Raw genomic sequence first — 23,265 nt, forward strand, 5'->3', positions numbered from 1 at the left:
CGCACCGATGCAACCTTGCTGGTGGTCGCCCGGCTCATGGAACCCGCCACCAACAAGAACATTCTGGTCTCCTGCAAACAGGAGATTGACTATGCGTGAAGCGGTTCTCGCTGGACCAACCCCGGCTGAAGTAGTTGCCTTGGTCAGGTTGGCCGAGCACGGGTCGGGTGTGCCGCCGCATTTGACCCTGCCGCTGATTTCCAAGGGCTGGATCATGATCACCGCAGACGGCAGCGCCCTTCTCACGCTGGCAGGCAGGGTGCTGGTTGATCAGGCGCAGACCGTCGACATCGATAAGCTGGCAGGCATACCGACCAACCTCGCGCGATGGGGCTCACACCAGGTCGCCTGACTGGCGTGGCGATCACGGCATATCCGATCGAGGATCCACAGGCGCAGGCCCCGCGCTGGGCCATCCGTTCCTGCCCTCGAAGCTCTGCGCCGCGCTATGTCGTTGCCACGCATGTATCACCCTTGGAGCAACAAGGTCGGCTTCCCGACGTTCAAGTGGGCTGAGGAGAACCCAAGATGGCCAACCAGCACCACTTCATCGTCAACCACCGCGACGACATCTGGCAGTACACATTTCGCGGGAGCATCTTCGCGCATTTCACCTCGCGCCAGGAGGCTATCGACGCGGCGATCGAAGCTGCTCGCGCCACCAACGAGCCGGATGTTCAGGTGATCGTGCAGGACGCGGACATGAAGCAGGAGATGGTGTGGCGGCCGGATGCCGACCAGGCACCTCAGGCTTAAGCCGCCGCCTTGGCGTTATCCTTGGTGGGCGCATCGCGTCGCCACTCTTGAGGCCCCGTCAGCTGGAGCGGCGGGCAATCTCATCGGCCCGGTCCCGGCTGCCGCCCGCTTCGGCGATGATTTCCAGGGCGCGTTGCGCACTTATCCCGTGCCTATGGGCGAAGTCGTTCACCTCATAGTCTTCGCTCTGCGCCACACGCGTCCGGTCTGAGCGGCCCACCTTCTTCTTGTCGTCCGCCATCGCGGCCTCCCTCGTTGATGATGGGACGCACAACGTCGGGATCGGGGATCAGTTTCTCCAACTCCAGTCGAAGAAGGCAGGGGCAGCGGGCTCTGCATCTCGGGTTCATGGCTCGGGAACGAACCGGCTGAAGCCAGATTGTCTTTGGGTAGGCAACCTGACGCATTGAGCTTTAACCCCGGCATCCCTCGATGGCCGGGGTCTTTTTGTCGGGCGATCCGACAGGCATCCTGCACGCAGCGATACCCGTCGGATCTGGCTTCCGGACCAAGGGAGGCCGGAAGCGGTCGGGACTGCGCCCAATACTCGGCCACGACCTTCACGATGGGGTCGTGGGGGTCGGCGCCGGCAGCGCATCCAGTGGACCTGGCGCCTTGGGGACTCGCGACGCCGCCGGCACCGATCTCGCGACCTCCGGTCGAAACGGCGGGGCTAGCCCGCCGCTTCTTCCATTATTGGGCCGGAGCGGCCTCGCCCTCGATCGGCACGCACTTACCTTCGACCAACTGCTGGCCCTCGGGGCAGGGCGGAGCCTTATCGGCCGGGGCTGCATCTTCGGCCGGGGCAGCGTCTTCGGCAGGCGCAGCTTCCTCCGTCGGCGCTGCCTGTTCAGCCGGCGCCGCCTGTTCAGCCGGTGCGGCTTGTTCGGCAGGTTCCGCCTGTTTTTCGGCAGGCGCCGCCGGTTCGGGCGGCTGTTCCTCACTGGTCATCGGCACACATTTGCCTTCGACCAGTTGCTGACCCTCCGGGCACTTGGCCGGCTCTTCGGCAGGAGCCGCCGGTTCGGCGGCGGGCGCCTGATCGCTGGGCGCAGCGTTCTGGTCGGCCGGCTGGGCCGGAGCAGCACCTTCAGCAGGAGCCTGCTCCGCCGGTTGCTCGGCCGCCGGCTGCTGTTGGTCGGCGGGCACGCACTTGCCATCCACCAGCTGCTGGCCCTCGGGGCACTCGGTGGCGGAGGCTGCGGGAGCCTGGTCTGCCGGTGCGGCTTCGCCTTCCGCAGGCGCTGCAGCTTCGGGTGCCTCGCCCTCGTCCGGCTTGCCAAGCTGCTCCTGGGCTTGTTCAGGCTCGACAGCTTCGGGCGGTGCTTCCTGCTCCTTGGGCTCGTCAACCGTTGGCGCGAAGACCTGGATAGTGCCGGCGGATGGGTCGGTGGTCACCGCGGCCGGATCGGTTGTCGACTGCGCCTCGACCACCGTCACCTGTTGGTTGGTCTGCTGCTGTATGAAGTCGATATCGATGACATTGTTGATGACCACGTTGTTCTGGATCACCACCGGCCCGACGAACTCGGTCCGGCGGAAGATTTCGGGGTCGCGATCCGCGAGGATGACGGTCACTCGCAGGTCGGGTTCGAGGAACGAGCGCACCGGCACGAACACCCAGTCATGCTCGGGCGGCTCGCCGACGGTGACGTTGATGGTGATCTGGAAGCCGTCATTTTCCGGAGGCAGCGGCGCCCAGCCGATGTGGTCGTTGCTGCGCCGCCAGCTCACCCAAGCCGGAGCCCAGTGATTGCCCGGTACCCAGCACCAGCCGATACGGTCGTCGTCGACCCAGCGGCCATAATGGTAGACCGCCCAGGCGAAGGGTTCGCGGGAATCGAAGTACCAGCCGCGGTCGCGGATGAAGATCCAGCGGCCATTGGTGTAAGGGCGCCATTTTGCGTCCACCTTGGGGCAGAATACGTACTTGTACTTGGCGTGCTTCACCCAGATGCCGTGCGGCTTGAGCTCATCGAAAAACACGCTGAAGCTCACTCTGGCCTCCTGGGCCTGAGCGGCAGACGCTGTCAACGGCAGCTGCATTGCGGCAGGTGCTCCGGCCAGCAAGGCGGCAAGCGCCAGACTGACGAGAAGGTTGGTCTTCTTCATTTTTGGTTGTTCCTCCAATTGCTCTCCGCCGGGGTGCTGAACTTCCGCAACGGCAACCGGTTCCCTCGTCCCCTCGCGGAAGTTCGAGCGTCTGGAGTCCCGGCTCGTCGTAGGGCTATGGAGGACGCAGCACATCGCCGCGCCCGGCACCTCTCGCTGCGGCATTGGCGAGCAGCCGCTACTGTCGGCGCCCGCTCGGGGGTGCTGCAACCGTTACACGCTGTGGGTAAGTATTGTTGAGTTGAATGAGTAAACTGCTGGCGTCGCGGTGCAGTCTAACTCCGGTAATCGTGGCTTACGGTGAGGGCGGGGTGTATATATCGTGATATGTTTAGACCAGTAAAACTCGCGCCACACCCGGTTACAGCCGTGCTCACCCGATCCGACCTGGAGGTGGTGGACGAGCTGGCAGCCAAGGCCGGGGTTACTCGCGAGGAGGCGCTGCTGCAACTGCTTCGCTTCCAGCTCCTCAAACAGCGCTGGACGGTTCACTGAAGTTGGACCGCCTGCCGGCCAAACCGGCACATCAGGCGCCGACAAGCGAGCCAATGGAACAGTCAAGCACCGGCTAGCGGCAGGAAATATGGTTGCCGTTCATGCGTAACTTTGAATCACTCCGATTTGAATAACGCTTGCGAGATGCGAGGTGGGCTATACGGGCGGAATGGCAACACCTAGTAGACCGATTTCTCGCTACGTGCCGAACGATCCGCCGCGGCCGCGACTGCACCTGACGCAGAAGGCCTGGATCTTGCTAGGCTGGGTAGCATTCAATGCCGTTACTTGGGCAATGATTATCAAGCTGGCACTGGACATGCTCTGAAACTCAGGGCGTACCTTCTAGTCCCTGCCGATGGCTGCAGTTCCGGCTGCCGTTTGGCGCTACTGCCAGGCGTCGTCGGACTCCATGGTAGTTTGCGTCGCTCCGCGGAGCGTCCTCTCAGGTGAGCTTACCCATCTTTGTGAACTAGTCCGACGGGCGCGGGGCAGTAAGGCTGTCTTCCATTCGTTCGACAATTGCGTCGAAGTGCTGTCGCTCGCTGGCCGGATAGCTTGCCTCGAAGGCGGCAAGCCGTGAGAAATCGGCCGAGAACATGAACTTGGCGTAAAAGATCAGGTCATCGCCTCTCTGCTGATCAGCCTGGTAATAGCCCGAAACGGCCAACCAGGAGCGACCGTTTCGGCTGTAGGTAATCTCCCGGATACGTTCCGCACCGGCGAGGACCCGCTCAAAACTGGCGGGTGAGCGGCGTTCGGCATTTGTGGCGCAGTAGATGTCGATCTGGCCTGATGCACCCTGCTCGATGAGTGTGAGACCTGTATCGGTGACGGTGACGTCAAAACCCGCCACGGGATGCTCGAGAGCGTAACCACATGCGGCGTCCTGATAGACTGTCCACCCCTCCCGGCCTTGGGCCGTGCCGGCGATCAAGCTGAACAGGAGAACGAAAAGCGCGCGCATGACCCGGGTCCGATCCTGAGAGTGAGGACCTTCTCAACGAGACTTGCAGACTTGCGTTCCGGGCTTGCAGGTCGAGCGGTGTCCCTTTTCCGGCATCATTGTGCCGGCGCGCTCCCAAGGGAGGGGGCCGCTTGGAGCTTCCCGGCTGCAACTTCAGGGCTGCCGTACGCGTTACCGGCACAGATTGCGTCGAGGGGGCTTCAGCGTGCGTTTCCTGATCAGCTATCGGATGATGACCGGCATGGTCGAGCGCTATGTCGAGACCGCCGAGGAGGCGCGAACAGTTGTCGATGGACTGCTCTACGCGGGCGCCCGACCGATCACTCTGGAGGCGGAGGATGAGGCCGGGGAGAGAAAGACGATTGCCTACCTGCCGTTCGGCAAAGCAAACATTGCGGAACTTAATCACCGAATCGGCATGATTCCCTCATCCCTTCCCACCGATCGTCGCATCGATCCGTCCCTGCATTCGGTAAGTCTGGCCGATGTGCGCCGACCTGACTGCCCACTGATCTATGTCAACAAGGGTTTCGAGCGCCTAACCGGCTACACGCGCGAGGAAGTGGTTGGTCGCAACTGTCGCTTTCTGCAGGGGCCGGACACGGACCCACTCAGTGTCGCCCGCATGCGCACGGCGATTTCCGCCGGCGAAGCGCTGCTGCTTGACCTGCTCAACTATCGCAAGGACGGCTCGCCCTTCTGGAACCGGGTGTCGCTGAAGCCGGTCCTGTCGCGCGAGGGGAAAGTCACGCACGTGATCGGCATCCAGTCCGACATTTCCCGCCTGCTCGACCTGCAAGACAATCTGGAGCAGTGGGCGCGTGATCTCGCGGGGGATCAAATGCCCGGCAGGGGCAACTAAGCGCGACCTGCGTTGCGATGCTGGTTTTGATTCAGCAGCCCGAGATAGCCGAACACACCGCGCCCCATCTTTGCGAACGGCGATCAGATCTTCCGTGGGGAACTCCCTTCACCGACCCGATAGCGGTGTGCGCCTGACGAGATGAGCCTCACGTGCTCGGCGCACCCGACCGCAAGTAGACGCATTGGGCGGGATGGCGCGGATTTGCTGTTCGCTGGAACCCGGCGACTTCCGGAACGCTTGTTGCTCCAACAAGAGGACCGTTCATGCCCCAACCTTTCCCCGCCCCCCGAAAAGAGATGCCGTCCGTCGAACTGGGTGAAGCCGAGTTCCGCAAGCGCTACCTGCAGCAGTTCGCCGACCCGATGTTCGACGATCTGAAACAGGAGCTCGACCGCATCAGCGCGGTGGCCTGGCACGCCTACACCAACAGCCGGAAGGCGCCGGTAACCGCGAAGGCGGGACCGGGCTATGCCGATCCCGACTACGACCTGTCGGTGGATTGGATCGCGGCCAAGGCAGCTATCGACGCGGCGCAGCGGGAGTATGAGGGCGTCGATCGCCCGCCGCGGCTGCTGTTCATCAACGCGTCGCCGCGCAGCGAGCACACTTGCCCCGGTGAAAGTTCGAAGAGCTGGCGCATGGTGAAGATGGCGGCCGACCTCGCCGAAGCGGGTGGGGCGGAAGTGGAAATCCTCGACCTGTCCCGGCTCACCTCGGAGTATGGCCGCAACATCTATCCGTGCAAGGCCTGCTTTTCCACCGCGGCGCCGCTCTGCCACTGGCCATGCTCGTGCTATCCGAACCACGCTCTGGGCCAGGTGCAGGATTGGATGAACGACATCTATCCGATGTGGGTGAAGGCGGATGGCATCTTCATCATCTCGCCCGTGAACTGGTACCAGGTGAGCTCGCCGCTGAAGCTCCTGATGGACCGGCTGGTCTGCGCCGACGGCGGCAACCCCGATCCGACGCTCACCCATGGCAAGGATGCCGAGACCGCCAAGGCGATCGAGCTCGATCACTGGGATTATCCGCGACACCTCGCCGGTCGGCTCTACGCCGTGGTCTCGCACGGCGATGTCGAGGGAGCGGAGAATGTGCGCCGCTCGATCTCGGACTGGCTGCGCTTCATGAAGCTCGAGCCGGCCGGGCCGAAGGCCGAGGTTGACCGCTATATCGGCTACTGGAAGCCCTATGCGACCAGCCACGACGAGCTCGACGCCGATATCGGTATGCAGGGCGAAGTGCGGAACGCCGCGGCGACGCTGCTGGAAGCGGTGAAGCTGAAGCGGGCCGGCAAGTGGGTGGGCGCAGGGGATAAGCTGCAGGAACCACGTCGCAAATAGGCCGACCTCCTCGATCGGCAACACGACGCACTAAACTGCGGGGCGGGAACTTATCCCGGCAAGGCGCGTTGCTGGGCTTGGGCGGTGCGAGGGGTGAAATGTCTGCCACAGATAGTGTTCTGGTGCGCACCGATGGCGAAGATACCGCCGCACTGCTGCGGTTGACCGACCGGCTCTACCGCGCCGAAGCGCTCGACGATGTGTATGAGGCCGCCCTCGATGCGATCGGCGATATGCTCGGCTGCCAGCGCGCCTCCATCCTGCTTTTCGACTCCCGCGGCGAGATGCGGTTTGTGGCCTGGCGCGGCCTGTCCGAGGGCTATCGCAAGGCCGTCGATGGGCATACGCCGTGGAAACCCGGCGACCGGAACGCCGTGCCGATCTTCGTCTCCGATATCGGCGAGACCGATGAGGCGGATTGGCTCAAGCGGACCATAAGATCGGAGGGCATCACCGCCCTTGGGTTCATCCCGCTGATGGCCAAGGGCGAAGTCGTCGGCAAGTTCATGACCTACCTGCCGGACCCGCACGGTTTCAGCCAGCACGAGCGCGACCTGGCAGTTGCCATTGCACGGCAAGTGGGCTTCAGCCTCGAGCGCTACCGGGCCGAACAGGCGCGCAGCGCGGCCGAGCAGCAGATCCGCGAGAGCGAGGATCGGTTCAGGCGGATGTCCGAGGACGCGCCGATCATGATCTGGATCGCCGACAACACCGGGCGCTGTCTCCACCTCAACCAGATGCTGCGCACCTTCTGGGGAGTTGAAGACCTCAGTGCATTCGACTGGAGCCAAACCATCCATCCGGAGGATCGCAGCGGCATCATGCAAGCGATGCAGGCCGCGGCGACCGAGAATTCGAGCGCGCACGTCAAGGGTCGCTATCGGCGCAGCGACGGCACCTACCGAGTGCTCGAAACCGTGGCCCGACCGCATCTCAATGAAGGCGGTGGGTTCGACGGCATGATCGGCGTCAATGTTGACGTGACCGAACGGGAGGAAGCCGACCTCCACAAACAGCTGCTGATCAACGAGTTGAACCACCGGGTGAAGAACACCCTCGCGGTGGTCCAGTCGGTGGCACGCCAGACCTTCAAGGGGCTCTCCACGGGAGAGCCGAAGGTCAAGGCTTTCGAAGGACGGCTGTCCGCCCTGGCCCAGGCGCATAACCTGCTGGCCGCCGAGAGCTGGCAAAGCGCTTCACTGGAGGAAGTTGCCCGCAAATCGGTCAATGGCGACGCCGACATCCGGGTGCGGATCAGCGGTCCGCTCGTGCAACTTGCCCCCAAGCAGGCAGTAACGACCGCCATGGCGCTGCACGAGCTTTACACCAATGCGGTGAAATACGGCTCGCTGCGCTCCAGCGGCGGTTTGGTGGATTTCTCCTGGGAAACCACCGACCAGCCCGACCGGTGGCTGACGTTAAGATGGTTCGAGCATGGGATCGAGCCCGTACCAAAGCCGACACGGCGCGGTTTTGGCTCAACCATGATCGAGAAGGCGTTGGGAGCCGAGTTCAACGCCGATGTCAGGATGGACTACCGCCCCGAAGGGCTGCAGTGCACCGTGATCGCCCGCCAACACGAAGCCCCTGCTGCATGACGACGCTCGCCGGCAAACATATTCTCGTCCTCGAAGACGAATACCTCCTGGCGATGGAGGTGGTCGATGCATTGGAAGGGCTTGGCGCGGTGGTCGTCGGGCCGGCCCATCGCATCGACGTCGCGCTGGGCCTGGTGGACGGCCATCGCATGGATGCAGCTTTGCTCGATGTGAACATCGGCGGTCTGCCGAGCACGCCGGTCGCCAACCGCCTCCGCGACCTTGGCATCCCGATCGTCTATGCGACCGGCTATGGAGTGCAGGCCGATGTCGCTCCCGGCTCAGCCATTATCGACAAGCCCTATACTCTCGAGCAGATGACCGCCGCACTGTTCACGGCCATCAACGGACGCTAGCGCGGCACGGTCAAGCCTGCCGCCATTCCTGGCAGTTCAGCGGAGTAATCCGTCGCGTTCGAACTCGGCCCAGCCGCGCAGCTTGAAGCGATCCTCTTCGTCTTGCACCGAAGGTTCGACGTCGGGTTTGGGGGCCGCGGTCTCGCCCTCGGTCTTGCGCGCCCTGGTGAGTTTCGCCTTCCAGGCGGCCTTGCGCCGGTTCTCGGCGGCGGTCACCGCATCGTCCTCGCGCCAGTTGTCGATCAACCCCCGGTCGAGAATGTCTTCGACAATGCGGGGGTCGAAGACGTGAAAGGTCACTTTCCTGGCGCGGCCGCGCAGCTTCACGCTGCGCGTGCCGGCGCTCGGCAACCGGCCGTCCTTCAGCCAGCGGTGTCGCTCGGTGGTCGAGATCGCCAGGATATCTTCGATCTCGCGGGGGATCACCGGCAGGCTCTCGATGTCTTCGAGCGCCCTCGCAATGATCGCCGATGCTGCCGCAAACTGCTTCGATGCGGTGTGAGGCATGTGGAGCGTGAGCTCGCCTGCCTTCACCGAAAGCGACTTCCTTGCCGTTGCGGGGAGACGGGCGCGGATTTCGAGATACAGGCCCCTGGACCGGATCGACGAGCCGAGCCGGGCGGCAAAGGGCAGCGTCCAGACCTCGACCAACTCAGCGATATCTGTTTCCGGCTTCATGGGCCTTAGGTAGGCCTTCCTGGGGGGCGCCACAACGAGGCAGCGACCTTCGTCAGCCGACAAGCCGGGAAAACCGTTGGCCGGAAAGGTGTTGCGAGCGGGTTGGTCATTGGTCGGCTGCCTCGCCGGGTCGACCCACGGCCGCCGGCGAGAAGGGGTCTGCGCGCCTTGCGGGCGCGCAGACTCGAGACCTCAGCTGCGCAGGATCGGCGGCACAGCGGAGCCGGCGCGATAGTCGCGGATCTGGTCGCTGGGGTAGGGCTCCGAAGCCTCGTCGAAGCCTTCCCAACCCTCGGCCTCGTAGTCGCGACGGCGCGCCTCAATGTCCACAACGCTAGAGTCACGCAGGATGGCCGCAGCTGCGTCGGCGCGACTATCCTCAACCCGCGCAGTCACCAGGATGCCGCCGCGGCGGACGCCCTCGGCATAGACATGCGCGTCGCGCTCGTCGACGCCGGCATCGGTCAGGGCGCCGATAATGCCGCCGGCAGCGCCACCTACGGCAGCACCGGTCACGGCGCCGATCGCCGTCGCCAGCAGCCAGCCGCCCGCTACCACGGGGCCGACACCGGGGATGGCCAGCATGCCGAGCCCGGCCAGCAGGCCGCCTGTGCCGCCGACCACGGCGCCAACACCCGCGCCGGCGCCAACGCCTTCGGCAACGTCGTCGCCCGTCTCGGTGTCATACTTGCCGTCGGCATTGTTGGCGACGATCGAGATATCCTCGCCGTTGATGCCTGCATCCTTGAGCGAGCGCACGGCGCGGTCGGCCTCGTCGTGGGAGTCAAAAAGCCCTGTGATTGTCTTCATGGCGGCGTTTCTCCTTAGGGTTCGGATCTCGTGGATCCCGCATCACCAACTAGTCTGGGAGGCATCCGTTCCCCGTGGCCGACATGCCGCTGCCCATTGACCCCCGCGATCGGGCCGGCGACGAAACTCGCGGGGAGGGCGGAACCCCGCGGGCTTCAGCACGTATCGAATATGGCTTCCCCCAACCACAGAGGTGCAACCGTGCTCGAGAATTTCCCCCGTCCGCCCTTTCCCGAACAGCAGCAGCCCTATCCCGGTCTTGCCAGCCGGATGGATCCGGTTCCCGATCACGGCGAGGACAGCTATCGCGGCTCGCAACGGCTCGAGGGCAAGAAGGCGCTGATCACCGGCGGCGATTCGGGCATCGGGCGCGCCGTCGCCATCGCCTTTGCCCGCGAAGGCGCCGACGTCGCCATTTCCTACCTCAGTGAGGAGGAGGATGCGGCGGACGTGAGACGGGTCATCGAGGCTGCCGGTCGCAGCTGTCTGCTGCTTCCCGGCGACATTGCCAGTCCGGAGCATTGCCGCGAACTGATCGCCAGGACTGTCGAGGCTTTCGGGCGGATCGATGTGCTGGTCAACAACGCCGCGCACCAGAGCTATTTCGAAAGCCTCGAGGAGATCCCCGACGCCGAATGGGAAAAGACCCTGGCAGTGAATATCTCGGCGATGTTCTACCTCACCAAGGCGGCCGTTCCGCACATGCAGCCCGGCGCTTCGATCATCAACACGGCTTCCAAGCAGGCCGATGAGCCGAGCCCCGAACTGCTCGCCTATGCCGTCACCAAGGGCGCCATTCAAAACTTCAGTGCGGGTCTCGCGCAGCTGCTGGCCAAGAAGGGCATCCGCGTCAACACGGTGGCGCCCGGCCCGGTCTGGACCCCGCTTGGGCCGGCCAGCCTGCCGGTTTCCAACGTCGTCGAGTTTGGCAAGCAGGTGCCGTTCGGGCGCCCGGCGCAGCCGCGCGAACTGGCGCCGCCCTATGTGATGCTCGCCAGCGATGAGGCGAGCTACATTTCCGGCGCCACTATCGCGGTGACCGGCGGCAAGCCTGTGATGTAGGACTGTTTGGGGCGGCCTCGGCCGCCCCTTCCACTACCAGGCGACAGCCGACCAGGGGCCAAGCCGAAGCACCTCGCCGTGCTGCTCGAACTGCCCGCTCGAGACCGGCGAAGCGGTAACGACACAACCGATATCCGCCGGCTGCGCAGTAGGGTTCAGCGCCATCGACAGCGTCCCGGCTTCGAACACCCAGCTGACGACCAGGCAATTGCCCTGCCGCGCCGTTTGGGCATCGAGGCAGGGCGTCGCTGCCAACGGCCAGAGCCTGTCCCGACGCCAGTGCGCCAGCGTCCGGAACCGCTCGAGCGCGGCGCGCCGCTCAGGCATGGTCTCGTAGTCCTGCCAAGGGAGCTTGGCCATCTCGAACGTTGCGGGATCGTTAGGCTCCGGCAGCCCGCCCGGGCCGACATCATCCTTGAACATCTCCCGCATCTGTTTGTAGCGTTCGTCGCTCTTTGCCTTGGCGGCGGTTTCATCGAGATCGACGAAGAACGGGAAGCCGCTGCTGAGGTTGGCCTCGTCGCCCATGAAGCAGAGCGGAATCTGCGGCGCGAGGAATTTGACGAAATGCACGAAATCCAGCTGCTCGGGGCTGATCCTCTCCGATAGGCGCTTGGCGTCGGAGCGATTGCCCAGCTGGTCGTGGTTCTGCACATAGGTGATGAAACTGTCGGGCGGGAGCTTGGCAGCTTTGCCGCCCCTGGTGCGTCCGTCGCTGCCGTCGCCTTCGCTGGGGTCGTGTACGAACCCGTCGGCCAGCGCCTTTTCTAGGTCGGCATATGGGTCCTTGTTCGGATCGTCATAGCCGGTTCTCGGTCCCTCGCCGGTGACGAGGTATACCAGCACGTGGTGCATGTCGTCGTTCCACTGCGCCGAATATTGCTGCGGCCGGTTGCGATCGTCGCGTTCGAGCAGCTCGAAGTTGTTGCGCACGTTCTCGACGATCAGCGCCGCATGAGGCTTGCTGGCCCGCGCCGCCGCGGCCAGCTCGCCGAGAAAGCGTTCGCGGCTGTCGGTCTTGATCTCGTGCACGCTATCAAAGCGCAGTCCGTCGAAATCATACTCCGTCAGCCACATCACCGCGTTCTCGTAATAGAACTGGCGGACCATCGGCTCGTCGAAGTCGATCGCCGGGCCCCAGGGCGTCTCGATATCGTCGCGGAACCACTGCGGCGCGTAGTGCGGGATGAAATTGTCGGTCTCGCCGAAATGGTTGTAGACCACGTCGAGGATCATCAGCAGCCCGAGCTGGTGGGCGCGATCCACCAGTTGCCGCAGCTCCTCGGGCGTGCCGTAACTATGCTCGGGTGCAAAGACCAGCGTGCCGTCATAGCCCCAGTTGCGGGCGCCCGGAAACTCGTTGACCGGCATGATCTCGAGGCAGGTGTAGCCGGCATCGCGGAAGTGTTCGAGCCGATCCGCCAGGGCGCGGAACGTGCCTTCCGGGGTCGCGGCGCCCACATGCACTTCGCAGATCACCGCCTCGTGCCACGGCCGAACCGGGTCGCGACGTTCGGCCTGAGGCAGGGCAGTGCGAACGATGCTCCAACCGGAGGCGTCGTCCTGCTGCTGCCGGGACGCGGGGTCGGGAAAAGTGACATCGCCGACGCGAAACCTGTAGCGGGCACCGGGCCCGCAATGGTCCAGCGAGGCCAGCAGGAACCCATCGAGGCCGCGCGTCATGGTCACTGGATCCCGACCGTCGACCAGCAGTTGGGCAGACGAAACGTTTGGCGCCCAAAGCCGAAACCAGGTGCTGTCTCCCTCGACCGACGGCCCGAAGCGGTTCGACGCCGCCGCGCCCGAATTGTCGTCGTTGCTGGCGGTACGCTCGAGTTCGATGGTCATTACTTACTTGTCCCTTAGGCCCGCCCCGGCATCGTTGCGGGGTCGGGGCCTTTGGTGAACTTGCCTGATGTGCAACCGTTCCGCGGCACAAGGCGGGAGGCGCGTTGTTCAGTAGAGGTCGTTAAAGGTCTCGGGGTCGCTCCCGGTGCGGCCGTTTGCCGGATCGTCCAATCCGGCGATCCTGCCCATTTCTCCGTCCGACAGGGTGAAGCCGAAGACGTCGAAATTCTCGCGGATGCGTTCGGGCGTTTCCGATTTCGGGATGACGATCGAGCCGCGCTGCAGGTGCCAGCGAATGATGACCTGCGCCGGCGATTTGCCCAGGCTCGCGGCGATTTCGCCGATGATCGGGTCATCGAGCACTTCACCGCTGCCCAGCGGTGAGTAGGACTCGTGCCGGATGCCGCGCGCCGCCAGATGGGGCAGCAGCTCCTTCTGCTGAAAGTGCGGGTGGGTTTCGACCTGGTCGACGGCCGGCACGATCCCGGTCTCGCCGATGATCCGTTCGAGCTGCTCGACGGTGAAGTTGGAAACGCCGATGGCTTTGACCAGCCCCTGTTCCTTGGCCTTGATCAGCCCTTTCCAGGTCTCGACATACTTGTCGTGCGCCGGCGTGGGCCAATGGATGAGCATGAGGTCGAGATAATCGAGCTGCAGCGCCGCGAGAGACTCCTGTACCCCGGCCAGCGCCCCCTCGCCCCCCATCGCCTTGGTGCGCAGCTTGCTGGTGAGGAAAATCTCGGACCTCGGTACCCCGCTCGATCTGAGGGCCTCGCCGACCCCCTGTTCGTTGTCGTAGCCCTGTGCGGTGTCAATCAGCCGATAGCCGGCCTCGAGGGCAGCGGCCACTGTGGGAACGACCTTGTCGTTCTCGATCTGCCACACGCCAAGTCCCAGTTGCGGGATGGAGACGAACTCGCTGAGCTCGATCTCGGGCGGTGAAGTGGGTGCGTACTTGTCCATCATGCATCTCCATTGTGTCCCCTTCGGGAACTAGCGGGGGCAGGGAGGGTTCCGGATCGGGTGCAGGCTTTCGACGCGATCACCCAGTCTTCACTCCGCGACCGGCATCAGCGGGCAAGAACGAATGGTCCCCGGTCCGTTGCCGAACCGGGGACCTGCGGTTTGCTAGTGATGGAGGGTTAGCCGGCAGTGGCGCTCGAGGCCACGTAGACCGTCACCGTCTCGCCCTCTGCAGTGGCGCCGAGCACATCCGCCATGGTGGCGCCGCGCGTCTGGATCGCCGCGACCGCCGCCGCATTGGCTTCGAGCGACTTGCGGATGTTGGTCGCGCCTTCGGTGGCCAGTGCCGAAGAAACCTCGTCCTCGGCGCAGTTCGAGACCAGCACGATCTTGACGTTGGTTGCCGCGCTCAGCGCGTTCGCATCGGCCATGGTCATGCTGCCCGTCAACGCGGCCAGTCCACCGGCATCGCAGGTGATGGTGTCTCCGGACAGAGCTGCCAGGGCGGTTTGCGCGGCGGTAGCCTCCTCGAGGGAAACCGTGCCGTCGCCATTGGCATCGAGCACGATGCTGGCATTGCCGCTCGCGGTGATGGCGGCATTGGCAGCGGCGACCTCGTCGGCACTGATCGAACCGTCACCGTTCGCATCGATGGTGAGGCCAACCGAGGCGCTGGCCGAAGCAGTGGCCGCGGCAGTTGCGGAAGCCGCGGCGTCGGCCGCGGTCTGCTCTTCTGCCGAGACATTGCCGTCGCCATTGGCATCGACCGTGACGGCGGCGGCAGCGTCCACCGCTGCGCCGGCCTGGGCGAAGGCAGCGGGGGTCATGGTCAGCGCGAGCGCAGTGGCGAGGGCGAGGATTGAAATGCGTGTCATTGTTCTTGTTTCCTTCCGGGGGGCCCGGTCGCACTCAACTTGCCCCGACAACGATGGTTGCACGCGGGGGTGCTTGAGGATGGCTTGGACACGCCGTACTTCGCCCTTCACTTCCCATTGGGGGGAGGTGCCCCGCCGGTGCGTGGGGCACGATCGAGACTCCCGGAAAAGCAGAGGGCCCTCCGCTTCTCGCGGAAGGCCCTCGCTCCCCCAAAACACCGTGACTTATGCCGAGCGTCGCCGCTCGCGCAGCTCCTGCCACAAGAGGCCGACATAGGCGGTGTTGGTTTCATAGTAGCGCCGCCATAGCCGGCGCGGTTCCTGTGCGACGCGGAACAGCCATTCAAGGCCGAGTTTCTGAACCAGCACCGGGGCGCGGGCAACCTTGCCGCCATAGACGTCGAAGCTGCCGCCGACGCCCATCACGAAGCTCGGGGTCAGCACGTCGCGATATTGCTTCAGGAACCGTTCCTTGCGCGGCGTCGGCATGGCGACGAACAGGCAATCGGCCTTGCTGGCGTTGATCGCTTCGACCACGGCCGCCTCATCCTCGGGCTTGAAATAGCCGTCCTGCATGCCGGCGACCACGAGGTCCGGATAATCCTTGGCGAGCTGCCGGTCGACGGCCTGCAGCACGTGCCTTTCGGCGCCCAGCAGATAGGGGCGATAGCCGTTCCTGGCGCAGAGCGCGAAGAGGTTCGTCATGATGTCGACGCCGGCCACCCGCTCGGGCACCTCGACGCCGCAGAGCCGAGCGCCCCAGACGACGCCGGCGCCATCGACGTTGATCAGGTCGGCGCTGGCGACGTCTTCGCGCAGTTCGGCGTTCTGCTTCATGTTCACGAGCTTGGCCACATTGACCACGGTGTGGTGCAGCGGCCGGCGGCTGGCCATCGCCTCATCGGCGAGCGCCAGCGTCTCGGGCATGGTCAGCACATGCATGGGCGAGCCGAGAAACTCGCGGCGCCGCTCGGCGAGCAGCGGGTGCTCGCGCCAGCTGAGAGGTTCGGTGCTCATGCGGCGCGGTCCGTGACGCGGCGGAGCGGGAAGCCGCGCTGGCGGTCGTCGCGGGCCTTCTTGCCCTCGATACGGGCATCGGGCTTTTTCGCCTTGCGCCAGGTCCAGAGGCCCCGGGTATCGATCAGCTCCTTGTCGGCGAGCGCCTCGGGGTCGATCAGCGAGAACTGGCGGTGGTCGACCAGCAGCACCACGATATCGGCCTTGTCGATGGCGCTCAGTGCATCGGTGAACACGATCCCCTTGCCCTCGAGCTCGCGCGGCAGGGCCTGGATATGCGGTTCGGCGGCGATCAGCTTGATGTTGGGCACATCGGCCAAGAGCTTTACCACTTCGACTGCCGGGCTCTCGCGCACGTCGTCGATATTGGGCTTGAAGCTCATGCCGAGGCAGGCAACCGTCTGCTGCCGGGTGGGGTCGAGCACCGCTTCGATATCGCGGACCACGGCGAAGGGCCGGTCGGAATTGATGCGGCGGGCCGAGCTCATCAGCCTTGTGCTGTTGGGCGCTGCGTCGATGATGAAATAGGGGTCGACCGCGATGCAGTGGCCGCCGACGCCCGGGCCCGGCTGCAGGATGTTGACGCGCGGGTGGCGGTTGGCCAGCTCGATCACTTCCCAGACGTTCAGGCTCAGGTCCTGGCACACCGCCGCCAGCTCGTTGGCAAAAGCGATGTTGACGTCGCGGAAGGCGTTCTCGGTCAGCTTCACCAGCTCGGCGCTTTCGGCCGAGGTGATGAACAGGTCGCCGGCAACGAAGCTCGAATAGAGTTCGACCGCACGGGCCGACGAGCGCTTCGACAGCCCGCCGATCGAGCGGTCATTGTTGGTGAGCTCGGTCAGGACCTTGCCCGGCAGCACGCGCTCGGGGCTATAGGCCACCAGCACGTCGGCATCCTCGCCATGTTCTGGCGGGAAGCTCAGGTCGGGGCGGAGCTCGGCGAGCAGAGCCGTCATCTTGCGGGTGGTGCCGACCGGCGAGGTCGATTCCAGGACCACCAGGTCGCCTGCCTTCAGCACCGGGGCGATCGACTGCGCGGCCGACAGCACATAGCTGATATCGGGCTTGTGGTCCTCGGTGATCGGGGTGGGCACGGCGATGACGAAAGCATCGGCCGGCTGCGGCGTGGTCGAAGCACGCAGCTTGCCATTGGCCACGACCTTCTGGATCAGTCCGTCGAGATCGGGCTCGACGATATGGATCTCGCCGCGATTGACCTTTTCGACCACCGACGGGTTGACGTCGATGCCGATCACCTCGAGCCCGCGGCTGGCGAACACCGCACAGGTGGGCAGGCCGATATAGCCCATGCCGATGACGGAAACGGTGTTGATTGCAGTGGTTTTCAGCTCAGACATGCCGCGATAGCTCCTCGACGATCCGGGCGCTGGCCCGGCCGTCGCCATAGGGGTTGTGCGTTTCGGCCATGCCGCGATAGGCGGCCGGGTCGTCCAGCAGACGCGTGGCGCTCAAAACGATCTGCTCGATATCGGTGCCGACGAGGCGCGCCGTCCCGGCGGCCACCCCTTCGGGACGTTCGGTATTCTCGCGCATGACAAGTACGGGCTTGCCGAGCGAGGGCGCCTCTTCCTGCACGCCGCCGCTATCGGTCAGCACCAGGTAGCTCTGCTTCTGTAAATAGAGGAACGGCAGGTAATCCTGCGGGTCGATCAGGTGGATGTTCGGCACTCCGCCGAGCGCGGCGTTGACCACGCCACGAACGTTCGGGTTGGGATGCACCGGGTAGACGATCTGCACGTCGCCGCGCGTCGCCAGTACCTTCAGCGCGGTGCAGATGCGCTCGATGCCGCCATCGAAATTCTCGCGCCGGTGGCCGGTTACGAGGATCAGCTTCTTTGTTGAATCAAGAAACGGGAAGCGCGCGGCGAGCTCGGCGCTGAGCGGCTTGTCGGCGTCCATGGCGCCGGAAAAATGCAGCAGCGTATCGATCACCGTGTTGCCGGTGACGAAGATCCGCGCCGGGTCCTTGCCCTCGGCGATAAGGTTCTCACGCGCTTCGGCCGTGGGGGCGAAGTGCCAATTGGCGATATTGCCGGCGATCAGCCGGTTCAGCTCCTCGGGGAAGGGGCTGTCGATATTGTGGCTGCGCAGCCCCGCCTCGATATGGGCCACCGGAATGCGCTTATAGAAGGCGGCCAGCGCCGCGGTCATGGCGGTGGTGGTGTCGCCCTGCACCATGACGATGTCGGGCTTCGACTTATCCAGCACCTCGGCCATGCCGAGCAGCACTTTCGAGGTCACGTCGAACAGCGTCTGGCCCGGCGACATGACGTTGAGATCGTAATCCACCGGCATGCCGGTGAGCGCGATCACCTGGTCGACCATTTCGCGGTGCTGGGCGGTGACGCAGATCTGGGTGTCGAAATGCGGGCTCTCGAGCGCCGCCCGCGCCACCGGGAAGCATTTCAGCGCTTCCGGCCGCGTGCCAAACACGATCAACAGGCGCTGCCGCCGGGGGCGCTCAGGAGGGGAGTGGAAGTTCATGTCGCACCGCACTACGAAATGTTCGCGTGTCACCTACGCGCTGGTGTTGCAGCACATACTCCCGACTCTGCCCCGTGGTCGCCTTAACTCTTAAGCTATGATTAATACCAAAAAGACGTTTACCCAGATGCGCTTCGGGGTTTGTACACGCCGTTGCAGCGCGCTACAGGCCGCAGCTGAGGCGGAATCGTGGTCATAACAATTTGATTACAATTTTAATCATCGGCGAGACTTCTGCCTCGCGCGCCTGGCAGGCGGAATTACTTGAGCGCCTGAGTGCCGCCGGTCATCGAATCGCCGTGCAGCAGGTGGCGACGGCCGGCAGGCGGTCAGGGCCGCTCGAGCTGATCGTGAAGCTCGAGCAGTCGCGGGCGCCGCGCTCGCTCATGCGCCCGGCGGCGGCGCTGGCTGCGGTAGCAGAGCAGGGCAACCACGACCTCACCATCGACCTCACCGGCCGCAACGCCCATGGCCACGCGCCGGTGCTGACCGTGGATTTCGAGGGCCAACGCGAGCTCGCCGCCGGCCTTGCCGCCATGCTGGCGGGCGGCATCCGGCCCACGCTCACGGCGCGCCTCAACGGCGTTGCCGTCGCCGAGGCGCGGCCGATGATCGGCGATCGCGTCTGGCTCAGCCGCGCCGCCTCGGATCTCCTCGCCGGCGCGGTGACGCTCATCGAAATGTGCGTCACCCGCTTTGCCGCGGGCAAGCTGCTGCCGCTGCCGACGCCAATCCCGCCGGCGCCGCAGCGCGATGGCCGCGACCTCGTCTGGCGCTACCTGCCGCACCTTGCCGCCGGTCTCGGCAAGCGGGCGCTTGGCCGCGTCGGCAACAACCGGCCGTTCTACTGGCGGACGGCGCACCGGCTGATCGAGGGCCCGGGCATCGCCCAAACCCGGCAGGCCTCGGGTGTGCCGTTCACTGAACTCGTCGATGACGGCAAGCGCTTCTATGCCGATCCGTTCGTCTTCGAATGGCAGGACCGGCTCTATCTGTTCGTCGAGGAATATCCTTACGCGCTCGGCCGCGGCATCATCTCGGTGGCCGAATGCCGCCCCGATGGCAGCATGGAGGTGCCGCGCCCCGTGCTCGAGGAGCCGCACCACCTGAGCTACCCGCAGGTCTTCGCTCATGACGGCGAGGTCTACATGATCCCCGAGTCGAGCAGCGGCAACGAACTGGTGCTCTACCGCGCCGAACAGTTCCCGCATGCCTGGGTGCGCGAGGCTGTGCTGGTCGAAGGCAAGCGGCTCAACGACATGACGCTGCTGGTCCGCGACGATCGCTTCTGGCTGTTCGGCACCGAGCAGCGGGGAGCGGGAAGCGCGTCCGACACCATGGTGGTCTATGCCGCCAAGGCGCTGGCCGGCCCGTGGTCGCCGCACCCGATGAACCCGATCCTGATCGATCGTCGCGCCGCGCGCCCGGGTGGGCCGTTCATTGAGACATCAGACGGCCGCACCCTGCTGCCGCTGCAGGATGGCACGGACGTTTACGGCGGTGGCCTGGGCATTGCCGAACTGCTGACGCTCAACGACGACGACGTGCAGTTCGGGCCGGTGCACCCGGTAACACCAGGCACGGCCTGGGCCCGCAAGGGCATCCACACGCTGTCGCGCTCGGGCCGGCTGGAGGTGGTGGACAGCTGCGGGTGAGGGGGCTTCGGCGGTGGCCACCACCCCGGGATTTACCAAGAAACCCCATTCCGGAAGCGTCGGATGGCCACTGGTATATAAAGCCCTAACGACAGGCCGCTTGCAGAACGAGATGTTAACGCCATGGCTTTGCTGACCGACGCGCCGCATCCCCAGAGCCCGACCATTTCGGGGGCTCGCGCCTTCGCGCGCCTCGGGACGCGGCCGGCTAATGACGAGATCGCCGCCCCGCCGGCGCCACAACCCGAGCCGGTGGCGACGGTGACGCTGGGCAAGATCGGCGATTTCCTCGAGCTCGATTTCGGCCGGCTGTTCGTCTGGTTGAAAAAGGGCCTCCTCGCCTCGGTGGCGCTGGCCGGGCTCGGTGCGGTAGCCGGCGGCGCCTATGCGGTGCTGAGCCCAGCCAAATACACCGTCTCGACCGATATCCTGATCGACCCGGCGAACCTGCAGGTGGTGACCGACGATCTGTTCCAGCAGCCGGGGCAGGTGGATAACGCCCTGCTGACGGCCGGCAGCAAGCTGCGCGTCCTTACCTCGGGCAACGTGCTGTCGCGCGTCGTCGACAAGCTGAACCTCGTCGCCGACAAGGAATTCTTCGATCCGACCCCGGGTCTGCTCTCTGGGCTAATGGGCTCCAGCAAGGACGAAAAGCCGGCCGACCCCAAGCTCGCGGCGCTGGCAGCGCTCAGCGGGCGCGTCAGCACCACGGCCGACGAAAAGTCGTTCGTCGCGACGCTTCGCGTCTCCTCGGAGACCCCGGAAAAATCGATCATGCTCTCGTCGGCCATCTTCGAGGCCTTCAAGGCGGAGCTGGCGACGGCGGAAGCCGATGGCGCCGGCCGCACCGCCGCCGCGCTCAACGACCGGCTCGACGAATTGAAGGCCTCGGTGAAGCTGGCCGAGGAAAAGGTCGAGGCCTATAAGCGCGACAACAACCTCGCCACCAGCTCGGGCGAACTGGTCAATACCCAGACCATGGCGCAGCTCAACCAGCAGGTGGTCGAAGCGCAGTCGCGCGTCATCGCCGCGCAGTCGAGCTATGACGAGCTGGTTGCCGCCGGCCGCAACGCCACCACTGCCGACACCCAGGCTTCGGGCGCGCTGACGACGCTGCGCGCCAGCGCCGGGGCGCTGCGCCAGCAGCTCGACGCGCAGTCTATGGTCTATGGCCCGCGCCACCCCACGATCGTGCGGCTCAACACGGAACTCGCTGCCGTCAACGCGCAGCTCGAAGCGGAAATCGGCCGCATCGTCGCCGCCGCCAAGGTGTCGCTCGACGAGGCCAAGACCGCGGCGGCAGCGCTTGCCGCCAAAGCCGATGAGCTGAAGACCAGCGTGTTCAGCGACAACGAGGCGCTGGTGACGCTGCGCGAGCTCGAGCGCGACGCCACCTCGAAATCGACGATCTACGAGGCCTTCCTCAGCCGGGCTCGCCAGGTGACCGAGCGTGAGCAGCTCGACACCACCAATGTGCGCGTCATCTCCACTGCCGTGCCGCCGGCCGGCCGGTCGTGGCCGCCGCGTACCGTGGTGATGCTGGGGGCAGGCGCAGCGGGCGGCTTCGCCATCGGCATGCTGCTGGCGGCGCTGTTCGGCATGATGCGCGACCTGAAGCAACCGCCGCGCCGGCGTGTCGCCTCCGTCACTGCCTGATCCGGCGATGCAACGACGCATCGTCTTCCACGTCCCGAGCCTTCGGGGCGGCGGCGCCGAGCGCGTCTTCGTGCTGATGGCCAACGAAATGGCGCGCCGCGGCCACGAGGTGACGCTGTTCACCTGGAACGGCGAAGGCCCCAACGCGGCGCTCCGCTCCGACACAGTGCATTTCGTCGACCTGGGGATGCGGATCCACGGCGAGGGTTTTGGCAAGCCCGCCACCATCGCCGGGCTCTGGCGCAGCGCCGGCTTCTACCGGCGCACCAGGCCCGATGCCGTGTTCAGCGGCCCCGAATTCGCCAACCTGATCACTGCGCTGGCGCTGAACCTCAGCCTCAGCAAGGCGAAGTTCTTTCCGAGCTTTCACGCCGCCGCCTCGATCCCTTCGAACGATTTCGGCTCCAGGGTGGCGGTGGTGCTGTCCAGCCTCGTTGCCGCTCGCGCCCGCAAGGCCATTGCGGTTTCCGCCGGGGTCGGGCGCGACATCGCGGCACGCGGCGTGTCTGCCGACAGGATTGTGGTGATCAACAATCCGCTGCCGCCCGGGCGACACCTCGTCCCGCCCGGGCGACACCTCGTCCCGCCCGGGCCACATCTCGTCCCGCCCGCCACGGGACGGCCGGGAGCGACTTACCCCTGGCAGGCGGAGCTCGCGGCCCTGGGGGATGGCCCGGTGATCGCCACTGCCGGCCGGCTGGTCGGGGTGAAGGACCACAAGACGTTGCTGCGCGCGTTCGCGGCGCTGCTCAAAACCCGTCCGGCCCGGCTGGTGGTGTTCGGCGAGGGCCCGCTGCTCGGCGAGCTCGAAGCGGAAAGCCGAGGCCTTGGAATCGCTTCGCGAGTTTTGTTCCCCGGTTACGTGAACGACCCGGCCGCCTGCTATGCCGCCGCCGACCTGTTCGTGCTCAGCTCGACCAGCGAGGGGTTCGGCAACGTGCTGATCGAAGCCATGGCGGCCGGCGTGCCGGTGGTCTCCACTGACGCCCCGCATGGCCCGCGCGAAATCCTTGCCGATGGCCGATACGGCGCGCTGACCCCGGTGGGCGATGCCAACGCACTGGCCGGTGCGATGGCAGCGATACTGGACCAGCCGACCGATGTGGCCCTGCTCAGGGGCAGGGCGGCCGACTACACGGTGGAGCGGATCGGCGACCAGTACGAGGCGCTGTTGCGCTAGGGCAGGTGGATGGGCTGGTGGGCGGGATGAGGCGTTGCCCCCGGCTTAGTGCAACTGGCCATCCGGTTCCTGCAACGCCTCGCCGAATTGCCGGTCGAGGCGCCGTTGCCCCAGGCACGCCTCGCGCGCCCGGTGCCAGTATTCCTCGTCCCGCCCCGACGGGCGTCCGTCGGTTTCCCACATGAAATAGGCAGTGTCGCGGACCTGCTGCTCGAAGCTCTGCTCCGGCGCCAGCACCACCGGTTCGCCGGGTTCTGCGCCTTCGACTACCTTCCGAATGCCCGCCGCCTCGGAATTCGGCAGCAGGCGTTCCAGCCGTTCGAGCGCCTCGCCGACGCGCTCGGCGACCATCGGGCTGAACTCGTGGTCGGGCCAGGTGTTCTCGTAGTCCCTGAGCTCCTCGACGGTAATGCCGGCGGCGGCAGCAAAACTATCGGGATCGAGGCCGAGCGAGAGGCGGCGGTTGTGGTCGCCCTTGGGCTGGCGTTCGGTGGGGTCGGTGGGAAAGGTCATCGGTTCCT

General features: G+C 65.3%; 23 protein-coding genes. 11 read left to right on the forward strand and 12 right to left on the reverse strand.

The annotated features are described in order from the left end of the window. Positions 1 to 91 precede the first annotated feature (91 nt). Both AC1ROK_RS15985 and AC1ROK_RS15990 read left to right on the forward strand, forming a co-directional pair. Positions 92 to 352, forward strand: coding sequence for a hypothetical protein (locus tag AC1ROK_RS15985; protein WP_492848618.1), 261 nt, complete (start codon positions 92 to 94; stop codon positions 350 to 352). 176 nt (positions 353 to 528) lie between these two features. Continuing rightward, positions 529 to 756, forward strand: a complete 228-nt coding sequence (locus AC1ROK_RS15990; protein ID WP_492848620.1) for a DUF2188 domain-containing protein — start codon at positions 529 to 531, stop codon at positions 754 to 756. A gap of 58 nt (positions 757 to 814) precedes the next feature. Here AC1ROK_RS15990 and AC1ROK_RS15995 read toward each other — a convergent pair whose 3' ends face one another. Continuing rightward, a complete protein-coding gene (locus tag AC1ROK_RS15995) occupies positions 815 to 997 on the reverse strand; it encodes a DUF3606 domain-containing protein (protein ID WP_492848622.1) in 183 nt (60 codons plus the stop codon). A 452-nt stretch (positions 998 to 1,449) separates the two neighbouring features. Continuing rightward, positions 1,450 to 3,033, reverse strand: coding sequence for a DUF6600 domain-containing protein (locus AC1ROK_RS16000; RefSeq protein ID WP_492848624.1), 1,584 nt, complete (start codon positions 3,031 to 3,033; stop codon positions 1,450 to 1,452). Positions 3,034 to 3,237: 204 nt separating this feature from the next. On the opposite strand from AC1ROK_RS16000, the gene AC1ROK_RS16005 reads away from it, so the two are divergent. After that, positions 3,238 to 3,363 (forward strand): hypothetical protein, encoded by a 126-nt coding sequence (locus tag AC1ROK_RS16005; protein WP_492848626.1) that lies wholly within the window; start codon positions 3,238 to 3,240, stop codon positions 3,361 to 3,363. 472 nt (positions 3,364 to 3,835) lie between these two features. Here the strand turns inward: AC1ROK_RS16005 and AC1ROK_RS16010 are convergent, their stop codons facing one another. Then, positions 3,836 to 4,330, reverse strand: coding sequence for a hypothetical protein (locus tag AC1ROK_RS16010; protein ID WP_492848628.1), 495 nt, complete (start codon positions 4,328 to 4,330; stop codon positions 3,836 to 3,838). A gap of 205 nt (positions 4,331 to 4,535) precedes the next feature. Here AC1ROK_RS16010 and AC1ROK_RS16015 point away from each other — a divergent pair, with 205 nt between their 5' ends. From AC1ROK_RS16015 to AC1ROK_RS16030, 4 genes are all read left to right on the forward strand, one after another. Next, complete coding sequence (locus tag AC1ROK_RS16015) at positions 4,536 to 5,192, forward strand: PAS domain-containing protein (protein ID WP_492848630.1); 657 nt, start codon at positions 4,536 to 4,538, stop codon at positions 5,190 to 5,192. A gap of 299 nt (positions 5,193 to 5,491) precedes the next feature. Further along, positions 5,492 to 6,541, forward strand: coding sequence for a flavodoxin family protein (locus AC1ROK_RS16020; protein ID WP_492848632.1), 1,050 nt, complete (start codon positions 5,492 to 5,494; stop codon positions 6,539 to 6,541). Positions 6,542 to 6,663: 122 nt separating this feature from the next. Further along, positions 6,664 to 8,139, forward strand: a complete 1,476-nt coding sequence (locus tag AC1ROK_RS16025; RefSeq protein WP_492848634.1) for a sensor histidine kinase — start codon at positions 6,664 to 6,666, stop codon at positions 8,137 to 8,139. Further along, positions 8,136 to 8,495 carry a response regulator gene (locus AC1ROK_RS16030; protein ID WP_492848636.1) on the forward strand — a complete coding sequence of 120 codons (360 nt, stop codon included), beginning with the start codon at positions 8,136 to 8,138 and terminating at the stop codon, positions 8,493 to 8,495. Before AC1ROK_RS16025 ends, AC1ROK_RS16030 begins: the two co-directional genes overlap by 4 nt. A 36-nt stretch (positions 8,496 to 8,531) precedes the next feature. Here AC1ROK_RS16030 and AC1ROK_RS16035 read toward each other — a convergent pair whose 3' ends face one another. Beyond that, positions 8,532 to 9,173: a hypothetical protein gene (locus AC1ROK_RS16035; RefSeq protein ID WP_492848638.1), complete on the reverse strand. Its 642-nt coding sequence runs from the start codon at positions 9,171 to 9,173 to the stop codon at positions 8,532 to 8,534. Between the two features lie 192 nt (positions 9,174 to 9,365). After that, on the reverse strand, positions 9,366 to 9,983 hold the full coding sequence (locus AC1ROK_RS16040; protein WP_492848640.1) for a general stress protein: 618 nt from the start codon (positions 9,981 to 9,983) through the stop codon (positions 9,366 to 9,368). A 171-nt stretch (positions 9,984 to 10,154) separates the two neighbouring features. On the opposite strand from AC1ROK_RS16040, the gene AC1ROK_RS16045 reads away from it, so the two are divergent. Then, positions 10,155 to 11,045 (forward strand): SDR family oxidoreductase, encoded by an 891-nt coding sequence (locus tag AC1ROK_RS16045; protein ID WP_492848642.1) that lies wholly within the window; start codon positions 10,155 to 10,157, stop codon positions 11,043 to 11,045. Between the two features lie 33 nt (positions 11,046 to 11,078). Here the strand turns inward: AC1ROK_RS16045 and AC1ROK_RS16050 are convergent, their stop codons facing one another. The 6 genes from AC1ROK_RS16050 to wecB all read right to left on the reverse strand — a co-directional run bounded on the left by AC1ROK_RS16050 (position 11,079) and on the right by wecB (position 18,253). Continuing rightward, positions 11,079 to 12,893 (reverse strand): alpha-amylase family glycosyl hydrolase, encoded by a 1,815-nt coding sequence (locus AC1ROK_RS16050; RefSeq protein WP_492848644.1) that lies wholly within the window; start codon positions 12,891 to 12,893, stop codon positions 11,079 to 11,081. A gap of 108 nt (positions 12,894 to 13,001) precedes the next feature. Further along, positions 13,002 to 13,859 carry an aldo/keto reductase gene (locus tag AC1ROK_RS16055; RefSeq protein ID WP_492848646.1) on the reverse strand — a complete coding sequence of 286 codons (858 nt, stop codon included), beginning with the start codon at positions 13,857 to 13,859 and terminating at the stop codon, positions 13,002 to 13,004. Between the two features lie 176 nt (positions 13,860 to 14,035). Beyond that, the gene (locus tag AC1ROK_RS16060) at positions 14,036 to 14,731 is read right to left on the reverse strand and encodes an EF-hand domain-containing protein (protein WP_492848648.1); all 696 of its coding nucleotides are present in this window, start codon (positions 14,729 to 14,731) and stop codon (positions 14,036 to 14,038) included. 225 nt (positions 14,732 to 14,956) lie between these two features. Continuing rightward, positions 14,957 to 15,748, reverse strand: a complete 792-nt coding sequence (locus AC1ROK_RS16065) for a WecB/TagA/CpsF family glycosyltransferase (protein ID WP_492848650.1) — start codon at positions 15,746 to 15,748, stop codon at positions 14,957 to 14,959. After that, entirely contained in the window at positions 15,745 to 17,106 is a 1,362-nt protein-coding gene (wecC, locus tag AC1ROK_RS16070) for a UDP-N-acetyl-D-mannosamine dehydrogenase (protein ID WP_492848652.1), read from the reverse strand. Before wecC ends, AC1ROK_RS16065 begins: the two co-directional genes overlap by 4 nt. After that, a complete protein-coding gene (wecB, locus tag AC1ROK_RS16075; RefSeq protein ID WP_492848654.1) occupies positions 17,099 to 18,253 on the reverse strand; it encodes a non-hydrolyzing UDP-N-acetylglucosamine 2-epimerase in 1,155 nt (384 codons plus the stop codon). The genes wecC and wecB overlap by 8 nt, the downstream gene beginning before the upstream one ends. A gap of 203 nt (positions 18,254 to 18,456) precedes the next feature. Here wecB and AC1ROK_RS16080 point away from each other — a divergent pair, with 203 nt between their 5' ends. The 3 genes from AC1ROK_RS16080 (at position 18,457) to AC1ROK_RS16090 (ending at position 22,744) form a co-directional block, all read left to right on the forward strand. Beyond that, positions 18,457 to 19,908: a glucosamine inositolphosphorylceramide transferase family protein gene (locus AC1ROK_RS16080; protein ID WP_492848656.1), complete on the forward strand. Its 1,452-nt coding sequence runs from the start codon at positions 18,457 to 18,459 to the stop codon at positions 19,906 to 19,908. A 123-nt stretch (positions 19,909 to 20,031) separates the two neighbouring features. Continuing rightward, on the forward strand, positions 20,032 to 21,564 hold the full coding sequence (locus AC1ROK_RS16085; RefSeq protein ID WP_492848658.1) for a GumC family protein: 1,533 nt from the start codon (positions 20,032 to 20,034) through the stop codon (positions 21,562 to 21,564). Positions 21,565 to 21,571: 7 nt separating this feature from the next. After that, positions 21,572 to 22,744 (forward strand): glycosyltransferase, encoded by a 1,173-nt coding sequence (locus AC1ROK_RS16090; RefSeq protein WP_492848660.1) that lies wholly within the window; start codon positions 21,572 to 21,574, stop codon positions 22,742 to 22,744. A 45-nt stretch (positions 22,745 to 22,789) separates the two neighbouring features. On the opposite strand, the gene AC1ROK_RS16095 is transcribed toward AC1ROK_RS16090, so the two are convergent. Then, positions 22,790 to 23,257, reverse strand: coding sequence for a DUF2934 domain-containing protein (locus AC1ROK_RS16095; protein ID WP_492848662.1), 468 nt, complete (start codon positions 23,255 to 23,257; stop codon positions 22,790 to 22,792). Positions 23,258 to 23,265: the final 8 nt, after the last annotated feature.

It is taken from the genome of Devosia sp. GW821-FHT12F11, assembly GCF_058806655.1.